Below are 12452 nucleotides of genomic sequence, written 5' to 3' on the forward strand. Positions count from 1 at the left end.
GGCTCCGCGCGCGGCGGGGCGAGCGCGGCCGCAAAACGGGAGGTGGAGGGCCGTTCTCATGTTGGCGGTTTCGGGCGAACACTAACCGATTCGCAGCGCCCAGGCGATCCACGGATCGCGCGCTCCTCTGGACCGGAGCGGCTCACGCGGGCGCAGGGCTGCTATGCTCCGCCGCCGTGTTCCCCACGAAGAGACCGCGCCGGCTCCGTCGCTCGCCCGCCCTCCGCGCCCTGGTGCGCGAGACAACCCTCCATCCGGGAGATTTCATCCTCCCCCTCTTCTTCAACGAGGCGCTCGACGCGCCTCGGCCGGTCGGGACGATGCCGGGGGTCTCGCAGCTGCCCGTGAGCGCCGCGGCAGCGCAGGCGCGGCTCTGCAAGGAGCTCGGCATCGGCGGGACGATCCTGTTCGGGCTCCCGCGCGCCAAGGATGCGTCGGGCACGAGCGCTTACGACCCGGACGGGCCCGTGCCGCGCGCCGTGAAGGCGATGAAGGAGGCCGTGCCGGAGCTGCTCGTGATCACCGATGTGTGCGTGGACGAGTACACCGATCACGGCCACTGCGGCCTGCTCCGGCAGGACGCCTCCGGTGCGGTGGACGTCGACAACGACGCGACGCTGGAGGTGCTCGCGCGGGCGGCGGTGGTCCACGCCAAGGCGGGGGCCGACGTGGTCGCGCCGAGCGACATGATGGACGGCCGGGTCGCCGCGATCCGGCGCGCCCTCGACGCCGAGTCGCTGACGGGGACGGCGCTCCTCTCCTACGCCGTGAAGTACGCGTCCGGCTTTTACGGGCCGTTCCGCGAGGCGGCCGACTGCGCGCCCAAGTTCGGCGACCGGGCGGGCTACCAGATGGACCCCGGGAACGCCCGCGAAGGCCTGCGCGAGGCGGCGCTCGACGAGGAAGAGGGGGCCGACATGCTCATGGTCAAGCCCGCGCTCGCGTACCTCGACGTCATCGCGCGCGTGCGCGAGGTGACGACGCTGCCGCTCGGCGCGTACAACGTCAGCGGCGAGTACGCGATGATCAAGGCGGCCGCGGAGCGCGGAATGATCGACGAGAAGCGCGCCGTGCTCGAGCTGCTGACGTCGATCCGGCGCGCCGGGGCGGACTTCATCCTCACCTACCACGCGCTCGACGCCGCGCGCTGGCTCGGCTGAGCGATGCGGAGCCAGGGCGCAGGCGGGAACGCCGCGCAGCGCTTGAGGTGGGCCGCCGCTTGGGCGGTGGGCGCGTCGGCGGCGTTCGCGGCGGGGTGCTCGCCGAACAGGTGCGACCGGTCCGAGGAAGCGAACCCGCCGATCGAGTTCGTCGAGGCCACGCCGGAGGGGGGCATCTACGAGACCTCGGCGCCGGACGGGGAGCTCCTCTACTTCCCGGGCGGCATGCGGTACGCGCTCAAGCATCACCTCGGCGCGCGCCCGCGGTGGTGGCAGGTGTACCTGTCGTTCGAGCGCGACGGGACGAAGAGCGGCGGGACGCTGGCGCAGGCGGCTGGCAACCAGGCCGAGGTGCCCTGCGTGGACGACCAGCACCTGATCGTCGTCAACGGCAGCTGCTCCGAGTACTGGCTGCGGGTGGTCGCCGGGGGCGCGGTCGGCGCCGCCGACGGCGCGACCGGCGCCGCAGGAGGCGCGGACGGTGATGGGATGGGAGCCGCCGGGGGCACCGTCGTCGGCAGGTGCTTCGGCGACGACGGTGCCCCCGGCGGGGGGAGCGCGGAGCCCTAGGGTTTGCGCTCCTAGGCGTTCGTCGCTGCCTGCCGGGCGAACTGCAGCCGGTAGAGCTTGCTGTAGACGCCGCCCGCGGCGAGCAGGTCCTCGTGCGTGCCCTGCTCGACGACGCAGCCCTTGTGGAAGACGACGACGCGATCGACGGCGCGGATCGTCGAGAGGCGGTGCGCGATGATCAACGCGGTGCGCCCCTCCATGGCTCCCTCGAGGGCGCGCTGGAGGCGCGCCTCGGTGTCGCTGTCGACGTTGGCCGTGGCCTCGTCGAGGATGAGGAGCGGCGGGTCGCGGTAGAGGGCTCGGGCGAAGGCGATCAGTTGGCGCTCGCCAGCGCTGAAGTTGCTGCCGCGCTCGAGCACGGGGGCGTCGAGCCCGCCCTCGCGCCGCTCGAAGAGGTCGAGGGCGCCGATGCGGTTCAGCGCGTTCACCACCTTGGCCCGATCGGGGATCGCGTCGCCGGCCGCGATGTTGGTGAGCACCGTGCCGGGGAACAGGAACACGTCCTGAGGGACGACGGCGAACTGGCGGCGCAGCTCGTCGCGAGGGTACGCGCTGACGTCGCGGCCGAAGACCCGCACGACGCCCTCATCGACGTCGTAGAGGCGGAGCAGCAGCGACGCCACGGTGCTCTTGCCGGCGCCGGTCGCGCCGACCAGCGCGACCTTCTCGCCGCGCCTCGCCGCGATCGACACGTGCCGCAGCACGGGCACGCCCGGCTTGTAGCCGAAGCCGACGTTGTCGAGCTCGAACGCGACGCCCTCGTCCGCCACCCTCGCCGCGTCGCCGCCGCTCGTCGCCGCCGCCGTCGCGTCCTCGTCCTTGTTGTCGAGCAGCTCGAAGACGCGCTCCGCGCCGGCCATCGCGGACTGCAGCAGCGTGTACCGAGCCGAGAGATCGCGGATCGGGACGAAGAACATGTCGATGTAGGCGACGAAGGCGAACAAGGTCCCGAACGAGATCTCGTCCTTCAGGCTGTTCACGCCGGCGTACCAGAGCACCGCGGCGATGCAGACGCTCGAGACCATCTCGATGGCGGCGTCGAGCGTCGCGTCGAGCACGATCGAGCGGTTGTTCGCGTTGCGGTACGCCGCGTTGATCTCGTCGAACTCCTCGGCCGAGCGCTCCTCCCGGGCGTAGGCCTGCACGACGGCCATCCCGGACACCTGCTCGTTGAGGTACGCGTTCATCCGGGCCGTCTTCGCCCGCACCTCGCGGAACGCGTCGCGCATCCGCCGCCGCGTCCAGTTGACGCCGAGGGCGACCGGGGGGACCGCCGCGAAGGCGAGCAACGACATGCGCCAGTCGAGCGACACCATCACCGCGACGATGACGGCGAGCCGGAGGAGATCGCCGAACGCGTTGAGCGCGCCGGACGCGAACATCTCGCCGATCGCGTCCACGTCGTTCGTGACGCGCGTGACGAGCCGGCCGACGGGCGTGCGATCGAAGAACCCGAGGCGGCGGGTGTGCAAGAAGCCGAAGACGCGCACGCGCAGGTCGGCCATCGCGCGCGCGCCGGCGAGCTGCATCAGGTAGAGCTGCGGGAAGGCGAGCGACTGCTCCAGGACCATGACGCCCGTGAGCAACAAGCCGCTGCGCGTGAGGTGATCGAGCCCGCCGGGCGTGTCGAAGGCGTCGAGCGCGTCGCGCATGATGAGCGGGCGCAGCAGCGCCAGCAGCGCCGTGACGACGAGCAGCGCCAGCGACAGCGCGAGGTGCGTGCCCTGCGGGCGCACGAACGGCCACAGCCTCAGCAGCATGCGCGCGTCGTACGCCTCGCCGAGCCGTGACTCCTCGTGGAACCGGCTCAGCACGTCCTCCGTGCGGCTCGCCTTCGTCGCCCCGCGGCCCGTGGCCGCCGCCGCCTGCGCCGGCCGCCGTGGGCCCGCGCCCGCCTCGCCCGCGGCGCCGCCCGATTTCGACCGCATCGTCGCGCTGTCTCCGTGAGCCGGCTGTGTCACGAGAGCCCCACCGGTTGCGAGGACGGCGACGCCTCGAAGGTCGCGAGATCCTCTTCGAGCTGCTGCTCCTCGGCGAACGTCGCGTAGATCCCGCCCGCGCGGACGAGCTCGTCGTGCGTGCCGCGCTCGACGACCCGACCCTGCTCCAGCACGACGATCGCGTCACACCGCCGCGCGGCCGCGACCCTGTGGGTGATCAGGATGACGGTCCGTCGCGCGGCCTGCCGCTCGATCGCCGCGAGGATGGCCTGCTCGGTCTTCGCGTCGACCGCGGAGAGCGGATCGTCGAGGACGAGGACGTTCGGCTCGCGCACGAGCGCGCGCGCGAGCGCGACGCGCTGGCGCTGCCCGCCGGACAGCTGCACGCCGCGCTCCCCGACCACGGTATCGAAGCCGTCAGGGAGCGAGAGCACCTCGTTCAGCACCTCGGCCTCCGCGGCGGCCGCGCGGATCGTCTCGAAGGCGGCGGGCGAATCCGGATCGTCGAGGGAGTAGCCGATGTTGCGGGCCACGGTCGTCGAGAAGAGGAACGCATCCTGCTGCGCGTAGCCGATGCTCGCGCGCACGGTGTCGAGCGGCAGGTCGCAGATGTCGACGCCGTCCAGGAGCACAGAGCCGCGGGGCGTGGGCATGAGCCTGGCGAGCAGCGTGGCGATGGTGCTCTTGCCCGAGCCGGTGCGCCCGACGATGGCGAGCGAGCTGCCCGCTTCGACCTCGAAGCTCACGCCGTCGACCACCTTCCTCGCGCCGTGGGAGAACGTCAGGTCCTTGACCGAGATGGCGCCGCGGACGACCTCGGGGGAGGGCATCGGGCCGCTCACGACCTCGGGGATGGCCTCGAAGATCGCCTTGAGCCGGTCGTAGCCGGCGCGACCGCGCTGGACGATGGCGGCGACGAAGCCGAGGGCGAGCATCGGCCAGGTGAGCCGCAACAGCGCCAGCCAGAAGGAGACGAAGTCTCCCCGCGTCATCTGCTGCTCCAGCACGAGCCGCCCGCCGTACCAGAAGACGATGAGCACGCCGACGGAGCTGATGGCCCCCATGAGCGGCGCCATGGATCCGCGCAGCTTGGCGAGCGCGAGGCTCTTCTCGAGGTAGCCCTGGTTCGTGCTCGTGAACGCGGCCATCTCGGACGCCTCGAGCGCGAACGAGCGGACGACCCTGACCCCGGCGAGGCTCGCGAGGACGCGGTCGCTCATGGCGCCGATCGCCTCCTGGTTGTCGCGGGTGCGGACGAAGAGCTTGGTCGAGAACGACCGGGTGACGAGCATCAGCGCGGGCATCGTCAGGAGCGCCGCGAGCGTGAGCCTCTTCGAGATGTGGAGCATCACGTACAGGGCGCTCGTGAACGCGAAGATCGAGCCCACGACGTTCAGCAGGCCGAAGCCGAGGAGGAGGCGGACCTGCGTCAGATCGTTCGTCGCCCGGCTCATGATGTCGCCGGTCGGCATCTTGCGGAAGAACGCCGGCCCGAGCTTGTGCAGGCGCGCGAGCAGGATCGCCCGGAGCTCGTACTCGACGTTGCGGCCCGCCGTGAAGATGGTGACCCGCGAGAACACGCGCATGATCGCGGCGCCCACGCTGACCGCGAGCATGAGGAGCGCCGCATGCGCGGCCTCGCTCGACTGCGCCTTCACGGCGGCGTCGACGGCGTCCTTGACCAGGAAATCTCGCCTGGCCATGAGGAACTGCTGCGCAGCGAGCAGCGCCGCGCCCGTCAGGTAGAGCGGAAGCTTGTGGCGGAACTGCGCGCCGAGACCGACGGGGTAAGTTGAGGGATCGCGCTTGACCATTGCGTGGGGGGGGCCGCGCGGCGACGCTCAGCGCGCCTTGCGCGGCGTCGGCGCGAGCGGCTTGCGGTGCGACGTCGAGAGCGCGGGCCGATCTCTTCCGTCGACCACGAGCTCGAGATCGTCGAGCTCGAGCCTCGTCGAGAGCAGGCCGAGCAGGACGCGCGCGCCTCCGCGCCCATCGAGCTCGCTCACCACGCCGATCTTGTCGCCGAAGGGGCCTCGTCGCACGCGGACGCGGCTGCCCTTCTCCAGCACGCCGCCCTTGGCGGGATCGGGCGCGATTTTCGCGGCAGCTTCCGGCTCGCCGGACGGACCACGTTGCGCTCGCGGCGCGTGATCGGTCGAGGGCTTCTGCGGAGCCTCCGCCTTCGCTTGCGGCTCCGCTTCGCCGTGCGGCGCTCGCCGGGCCGGGGCGTTGCCCTCTCCGACCCGCTTCAGCGAGGGCCGCGGCTCTCCGCCGCGGCCAGCGCCGGCGCCGGCGTTGTTCGGCGCCTTGAACAGCGTCGCCAGGGTCGGTCGACGGGCGGGCAGGGCGGCCTCGACGCGCTCATCGCCGCGCGCTCGAGCCTGCTCCATCGAGCGCTCTCGCGCCCGGGCCTGCTCGGAGCGCCATCGCTCGTTCTCGGCCTCGAGCTCAGCGTGGGCGCGCGCCCGCTCCTGCTCGATGCCCTCGAGCTTGCGGTCGAGCGCGATGCGGTCGTTCTCGCGCGACCACGCGACGAGCCGGTAGATCGGGGCGAGCGCGACGAGCGCGTCCTCGAGCTGCTCATCGAGGATGTCGGCGTGCTCGACCGCCGTCTCGCGCGGGATCGCCCAGCCGATCCAGAGCGGCACCTGGCCGTCGGCGGCGCGGCGGAGCATCTCGGCGATCGCGTCCGAGGTGGCCGCGCTGCAGGCGACGCGATCGCCGCCGGCGGCGCCGAACGAGAACTGCTCCGGGAGCGCGTGGAGCGCGCTCGTGAGCTCGGCGGAGAGCGGCGAGGCTGGCGCGCTCGTCGCCTCCTCCGTCGCCGAGAGGCGAGCCCGGAGGTTGTCGACGTCCACCTTCGCGTCCGGGTGGACCGCGAAGCACACCTGCACCTCGCTCTCCGAGATGCGCAGCGCGAGGAAGGCGTGCCGCGTGAAGGGGCTCGGATCGTCGATCGCGTCGGAGATCGAGCGGCCGCGGTCGAGGAGGCGATCGAGCTCGTCGCGCGCCGCCTGGTCGCGCCAGAAGAAGACCCACTGGCAGTCGGCCCGGTGCTTGTTGCGGATCGAGGGGTGCTCGTCCGAGCCATGGACATCGACCGAGATGCCGAGCTCGGCCAGCCGGGAGACGACGCCGCGCGCCCAGGCGAGCGCGCGCTGCTTCACCTCGAGGCGGGGGCGTGAGTAGGCCTTCGAGGTCGCTTTTTCGGCGGCGTACGCGTCGAAGTCACGAGCGGTGAGGTGCAGGGAGGGATGGCTCATTGCTTCGACTGGTTGCGATGCGCGGCGTGGGCGGATGCTGCTCGTGGTCCGTCACGGGAGGAGCTGTGCTCCTCGTGAAAGTCGCGCGGATGGTATCGTGAGGAGCTTCGAAATCAAAGCTCCGCGCCGCGCGATCGATCCTGGCGTTGCGTGGAGGCGGCACGCTTGACCGCCCTGACAAGCATGTCACCGTAGGCACTCCCGTGCCCCATCAAGAGGGCGATCCCACCGATATCACGTAGAACCCCGCGTAAATCGCGCTTCTCCAGCGCAGCGGTGCAGCTCCCGGGCGCTCCAGTCACCCGAGTCATCCGAGTTACCCGAGCCCGTGAGCCTGCGAGGCCCGTCGGCCTGACGAAAGAGGAATCATGGAACAGCATCGAGACGAGCACATTGTCTGCGCGAGCTGCGGCACGTCGTTCCTATTCTCGGCTGCGGAAGCTGCCGTCTACGCCGAACGGCAGCTCGCTGCCCCGCCCAAGCGGTGCCGGACCTGCCGCCGTGCGCGCAAGGACAATCGAGGGGCGAGCGAGAGCGGATCGCCGGTTCGCGCTGCGGAGCGCCAGCGCCCTGGCCCGCCTCGGGGTGCCGGGGGGCATCGCGGCCTGGCGCGCGGCGACAGCCAGGCTCGGAAGCCCCGCTACACGGGCGACGTGAACGAGTACCGCAGCCCGATGCAGGACGCGTACTCGGGGCTGACGCCCGCATGGGCGGTGCAGAGCCACTACCCGAACCGCCCGCGCGGCGGCGCGCCCTCCCGGGATGACGGCAACTACCGCGCCCCCTCGTTCGCCGGTGAGCGCCGCGCTGCCGCGCCGAGCCGCGGTCCGGCGCAGCAGCCTCGCGCGCCGCGCACTCGTCCGACGTTCTCGATCACCTGCAAGTCGTGCGGCTCCGAGGGAGAGGTCCCGTTCAAGCCGGTCGAGGGCCGCGACGTGTTCTGTCAGGCGTGCTACCGCGCGCGCAAGCCTTCCTGAGAGACGCCTCCAGCGACGCGCAGCCATCGCGCTGCGGCACACCCCCGAGCGTCGGTCGCTCCTCGTGCGGCCGGCGCGGCCGGCGCGGCCGCGAAGCGGACGCCGGGGTGCGGAGCCCCAAGGAAAAAGAGCCAGGGCGCGCCCGCGCGAAGCCGCCGCGAAGCGTCGCCGAAGCCCGGCGATCTCTGGCCGGGCTTCGGGCGGGCGGAACTAGAGGCTGATCTCGCAGGCGAGCTCGGAGGTGAAGCCGAGCTCGCCGAGCGTGATCGTGACCTTCACGCCGCCGCCGGACGCGCGGCGCGCTGTCTCCTCGACCATCCCCACGACCCACAGCCGGAGCGGCAGCGAAGCAGGGTCGAAGTCGCCGATGTGGAGCGTGACCCGCCCGGTCGGGCCCGTCGCCACGCGCCACGAGCCGAACGTGAAGAGCCGCGACCAGATCGAGGTCCCGCGGCGCATGAGCGACGCGATGTCGGTCAGCGGGCGGGCGAACAGCGTGCGCACGAGGCTGTGCAGCTCGCCGCCCACGCCGAGCCTGCCGATGTCGCGCCAGCGCTCGAGATCGCGCAGGACCAGCGATGTCGCGAGCTCCATGTAGGCGTCGAGCGCCTCGAGCTCGTACCCGACGAGGGCGTTGATCGAGTCGTGCTTGAAGTCGTCGGCGTAGCGGAGCGGCATCTGCGAGACGACCTCGTCGCGCGCGCTCCTCCCGTACTCATCCACGATGGTGCGATCGACGCTCCGCAGGACGGGGCCGCGCACCTGGTACTGCCCGGCGAAGCGCGCCGGCAGCGGCCGGACCGGGGTGACGTTGGGCCGCCGCGTGTCGCGTGTCCGGTTCATCAGGGAGCCGAAGTCCGCGCTGCGGACGGTCGGCTCGGCCCGGTGCCCGAGGTCGGCGCTGCGCACCGTGGGCAGCGACTCGCCGCGCTGCGAGAGCATCGTGGGCTCCGAGCCGCGGCTCCGCAGCGCGTTCGAGAGCGTCACGCCGGGCGCGGGCTTCGCTGGCTCCGAGGACGACGGCCGCATCCCGGGCGGCGCCTCGGTGACGCGCCCCCCCGGCACGATCGACGGCGAGATGCGCATCGGCGGCGGGGGGTTCACGTCGAACCCCGGGCGCGATCGATCGCGCGAGGACGAGAGGCGATCGCGCTCGTTCTCCGGCGCGTTCCCCAGGCTCAGCGCCATCCGCCGCTGCACGTTGATCAGCCTGCCGAGCGCCGTCGTCCGCCGGGGCGGATCAGGCGCGACGCGCTCGAGCTCGCGGACGACGTCGCCGGCCGTCTGGAACCGCTTCGCGGGATCCTTTTGCAAGAGCCGCTGCACGATCGCCTCGAGCCGCGGGTCGACGGTCACGCCCGCCGAGGCGAGCGTGGGCACCTCGGCGTGCACGACGCGGAACGCGGTCGCCACGGCGGTCGGCGCGCGGAACGGCCGCGTGCCGGTGAGCACCTCGTAGAGCAGCACGCCCACCGAGAAGAGATCGCTCCGACCGTCGAGCGGCGACTCCCCCGTGGCCTGCTCGGGCGACAGATAGTCGGGCGTCCCGAACACGACGCCCGTGCGCGTCCGCGGCGAGGGGCCATCGGAGTCGAGCACCTTGGCGATGCCGAAGTCGAGCAGGCGGACGACGGCCGAGCCGCGGCTCGGATCGAAGGCGATGAAGATGTTCTCGGGCTTGAGATCGCGGTGGATGATCCCGGCGCGGTGCGCGGCGTCGAGCGCCTCGAGCACCGGGATCGCGACGCCGACGGCGGCCTCCATGTCGAGGCGACCGAAGCGCGCGAGCGCCATGCCGAGCGACTCGCCGTCGAGGTGCTCCATCACGATGTACGGACCGAGCTCGCCGACGCCGGCGTCGATCACGTCGACGATGTTCGGGTGGCGGATCCGGTTGACTGCCTGCGCTTCCTGGAAGAAGCGGTGCGAGAGCTCCGAGTTGTCCGCCAGCTCTGGGTGGAGGAATTTGATCGCAACGGCGCGACCTGCGAGCACGTGCTCCGCCCGGAACACGTCGCCCATGCCGCCCCCGCCGATGCGCTCCGCGAGGCGGTACTTGTTGTCGACGAGGAGGCCGGGGGTCGGGGGTCGAAACGCCATCTGCTGCCGCTGGCGGGCGAGGGACCAACGTCATGGTCCCCGAGAACACGCGCCCCTGTAAAGGGTTGGGAGGCACGGCCCTCCCGAAAGACAGATCCTATTCCTTCGGTGCCTGCCGCGGCTAGGTTACCTGCGTCAGGTGTGGGGCGGATCGCAGCGCGAAGTGACTTGCGCGCGGCAAGATCACGGTTCGGGTGCATTCTTCCGCAGTTCGGCGATCTGCTGGGCGATCTCCGCGAACCCGCGGCCCATGGGAAGGGACGCCACGAACTGCGGCGGTACGGACAGCTTGCCGAGGTGGGCGCGGACGTTGGCCACCCCGAAGGTCAGCACAAATGCGGCGAAGGCGACGCCGTCGTTGCCGCTGTCGCCGACGAACGCGTAGCGGTGCCGCGCCCGGGTGGGATCCTCGCCGAACCGAGCGGAGAGCAGGCGCACAATCCCCGTGGCCTTGTCGGACGGCTCGCGCGTGAGGTGGAGGTGGACGCTCGATAGCAGCGTCCTCACCCCCCGCTCGCGCAGCTCGGCGCGCATCTTCTGCACGTCTTCCGGCGGGACATGCCGGTGCTCCCCGATGTCGATGGTGACGTCGGTCACCCTCTGGTCGTTGTCGTCCGCGAGCGCCGCCGCCGGAAAACGACGCACCATGTCATTGGCGAGCCCGATGAGCTCGGCCCGACGGGCTTGCCGCGCTTCGCGGTCCAGGTCGTCGAGCGTGACGACGCGGCTTGCGCCGGCGCGCGGGGCGTGCCCTTCTCGATGGCCGGCGACGTCGCTTTCCACCTCGCGGACCAGCGCGACGGCTCCGTTTTCGACGATCGTCGCGTCGATCGGCCACTGCCGCTGGAGCACCTGGCCCCAGCCGGCGGGCCTGCCGGTGCAGGCGATCAGCGCGAGCCCCGTCTCGCGTAGACGGAAGAGCGCTGCGTACGCCGCCTCGGTGAGGGCGCCGTGATCCAGCACGGTGTCGTCGAGATCGAAGATCACCCCGGCGAGGGCGCGGGCGGCGTGGCGAGGGAGGAGGGAGAGCGGCTTCATCGGGCGATCGTCAGAGCGCGTCGATGCGCGCGATGAGGCTCTTCAGGTAGAGCCCCTCGGGGAAGGCGGCGGGGACGGGGTGATCCCCTCCCTGGAAGTGCCGGTCGAACACCGCGGCCTGCATGCGCGCATCGCGCGCGCCGAGCGCGAGCACCCGGGTCAGATCGTCGAGGCTCACGGCGCTGGAGCAGGAGCAGAGCACGAGGACGCCGCCCGGGCGCGTGGCCCGGCACGCCCCGGCCGCGAGGCGCCGGTACGCCGTGAGCGCGGTGTCCTTGGTGGCGCGCGTGCCTGCGAGCTTCGGAGGGTCGCAGATGACGAGATCGTAGCCCGCCTGCCTCGACGCGTTCTGCAGCGCCTTGCGGGCGTCGTCGCGCGTGAACTTGATCCGGTCGAGGAGCCCGTTCTCCCGCGCGCACTCCGCCCCGACCTCGATCGCCGTCGCGCTCTCGTCGATCGCGAGGACCTCGCTCGCCCCGCCGCGGGCCGCCGCCATGGCGAACGTGCCGACGAAGCAGAAGGCATCGAGCACGCGCCGGTTGTGGGCGAGCTGCTCGACGCGGGTCCGCAGCGTCCGCTGGTCCAGGTAGAACCCGGTCTTGTGGCCGAGCGCGAGCGGGATCGTGTACCGCAGCCCCCGCTCGACGAACCGGAGCTGATCGAGCGCGGGATCGCCGCGGACCACGCCCGCGTCGGCGGTGAACCCCTCGAGCTTCGCGAGGGATTCCGGGGTCCTGTCCACGATCGCGCGGGGCGAGAGCGCCGCCTGGAGGGCGTCGAAGATCACCCCTTCGCGGCGCTTGATCCCGATCGTCCCGAGCTGCACGACGACCACGTCGCCGAACAGATCGACGATGAGCCCGGGCAGGCCGTCCCCCTCCGCGTGGATCAGCCGGAAGGCGTCGGTCTCATGGCCAGGCGCCCGCGCGGGCAGGCCGAGCTCGCGGCGGTGTGCGATGGCGCGCTCGATCCGGTGCCGGAACAGGGCCGCGTCGATCGGCCTGTCCTCGCGCGTGTACATGCGCACCGGGATGGCCGAGCGCGGTGTGTAGAGCCCGCGCCCGAGCACGCTGCCGTAGGGGTCGGTGACGACGACCTCGTCCCCGGCCACCGCGCCGCCCTCGATGCGCGCGATCGCCTGAGCGAACACCCAGGGATGCCCCGACCACACCGGCCGAACATGACCCTGCTTCAACGTAACCGTAGGCATGGTGGAATCCGATTGGTCTCGATGTTGGCAGGGCTCCCGACGGGGGCGACCGCGCCGTGACCTTTGCCGTGGGAGCTAGTACCCTGCGGAACGGCGCGCGTGTGAACCTTCCGCCACAGCGTGCCGTGGCGGCCGATGCACGCCGGCGTGCTGCGTGGCCATGGTGACGACGATCCCGCAAGATGGTCGATGGC

The 12452-nt window shown here is 71.8% G+C and carries 9 protein-coding genes and 1 pseudogene; 4 read left to right on the forward strand and 6 right to left on the reverse strand.

All coding sequences use genetic code 11. The features are described from left to right. Nucleotides 1-176 precede the first annotated feature (176 nt). A complete protein-coding gene (gene hemB, locus WMF46_RS00080; protein ID WP_437983715.1) occupies nt 177-1160 on the forward strand; it encodes a porphobilinogen synthase in 984 nt (327 codons plus the stop codon). Nucleotides 1161-1226: 66 nt separating this feature from the next. Then, a complete protein-coding gene (locus WMF46_RS00085; protein WP_437983716.1) occupies nt 1227-1730 on the forward strand; it encodes a hypothetical protein in 504 nt (167 codons plus the stop codon). 11 nt (nt 1731-1741) lie between these two features. On the opposite strand, the gene WMF46_RS00090 is transcribed toward WMF46_RS00085, so the two are convergent. The 3 genes from WMF46_RS00090 to WMF46_RS00100 are packed head-to-tail and all read right to left on the reverse strand — an operon-like array spanning nt 1742 to nt 6933. After that, complete coding sequence (locus tag WMF46_RS00090) at nt 1742-3658, reverse strand: ABC transporter ATP-binding protein (RefSeq protein ID WP_437983717.1); 1917 nt, start codon at nt 3656-3658, stop codon at nt 1742-1744. Between the two features lie 29 nt (nt 3659-3687). Continuing rightward, nucleotides 3688-5484, reverse strand: coding sequence for an ABC transporter ATP-binding protein (locus tag WMF46_RS00095; protein ID WP_437983718.1), 1797 nt, complete (start codon nt 5482-5484; stop codon nt 3688-3690). A gap of 27 nt (nt 5485-5511) precedes the next feature. Continuing rightward, on the reverse strand, nt 5512-6933 hold the full coding sequence (locus WMF46_RS00100; RefSeq protein WP_437983719.1) for a hypothetical protein: 1422 nt from the start codon (nt 6931-6933) through the stop codon (nt 5512-5514). A 368-nt stretch (nt 6934-7301) separates the two neighbouring features. Here WMF46_RS00100 and WMF46_RS00105 point away from each other — a divergent pair. Next, a pseudogene (locus WMF46_RS00105) lies at nt 7302-7442 on the forward strand (zinc-ribbon domain containing protein); the annotation flags it as partial. Between the two features lie 144 nt (nt 7443-7586). Next, entirely contained in the window at nt 7587-7910 is a 324-nt protein-coding gene (locus tag WMF46_RS00110) for a CxxC-x17-CxxC domain-containing protein (protein WP_437988028.1), read from the forward strand. Between the two features lie 210 nt (nt 7911-8120). Here the strand turns inward: WMF46_RS00110 and WMF46_RS00115 are convergent, their stop codons facing one another. From WMF46_RS00115 to WMF46_RS00125, 3 genes are all read right to left on the reverse strand, one after another. Further along, entirely contained in the window at nt 8121-10010 is a 1890-nt protein-coding gene (locus WMF46_RS00115; RefSeq protein ID WP_437983720.1) for a serine/threonine-protein kinase, read from the reverse strand. A gap of 183 nt (nt 10011-10193) precedes the next feature. After that, entirely contained in the window at nt 10194-11048 is an 855-nt protein-coding gene (locus WMF46_RS00120) for an HAD hydrolase family protein (protein ID WP_437983721.1), read from the reverse strand. Nucleotides 11049-11058: 10 nt separating this feature from the next. Beyond that, entirely contained in the window at nt 11059-12258 is a 1200-nt protein-coding gene (locus WMF46_RS00125) for a class I SAM-dependent rRNA methyltransferase (RefSeq protein WP_437548430.1), read from the reverse strand. Nucleotides 12259-12452 lie beyond the last annotated feature (194 nt).

Source organism: Sorangium sp. So ce117, from assembly GCF_051524395.1.
Taxonomy (GTDB): Bacteria; Myxococcota_A; Polyangia; order Polyangiales; family Polyangiaceae; genus Sorangium; species Sorangium cellulosum_B.

Coding starts and splice junctions, on each gene's coding strand:
- WMF46_RS00090 (WP_437983717.1), bottom strand. CDS start 3,658: ATGCGGTCGAAATCGGGCGGCGCCGCGGGCGAGGCGGGCGCGGGCCCA.
- WMF46_RS00095 (WP_437983718.1), bottom strand. CDS start 5,484: ATGGTCAAGCGCGATCCCTCAACTTACCCCGTCGGTCTCGGCGCGCAG.
- WMF46_RS00100 (WP_437983719.1), bottom strand. CDS start 6,933: ATGAGCCATCCCTCCCTGCACCTCACCGCTCGTGACTTCGACGCGTAC.
- WMF46_RS00115 (WP_437983720.1), bottom strand. CDS start 10,010: ATGGCGTTTCGACCCCCGACCCCCGGCCTCCTCGTCGACAACAAGTAC.
- WMF46_RS00120 (WP_437983721.1), bottom strand. CDS start 11,048: ATGAAGCCGCTCTCCCTCCTCCCTCGCCACGCCGCCCGCGCCCTCGCC.
- WMF46_RS00125 (WP_437548430.1), bottom strand. CDS start 12,258: ATGCCTACGGTTACGTTGAAGCAGGGTCATGTTCGGCCGGTGTGGTCG.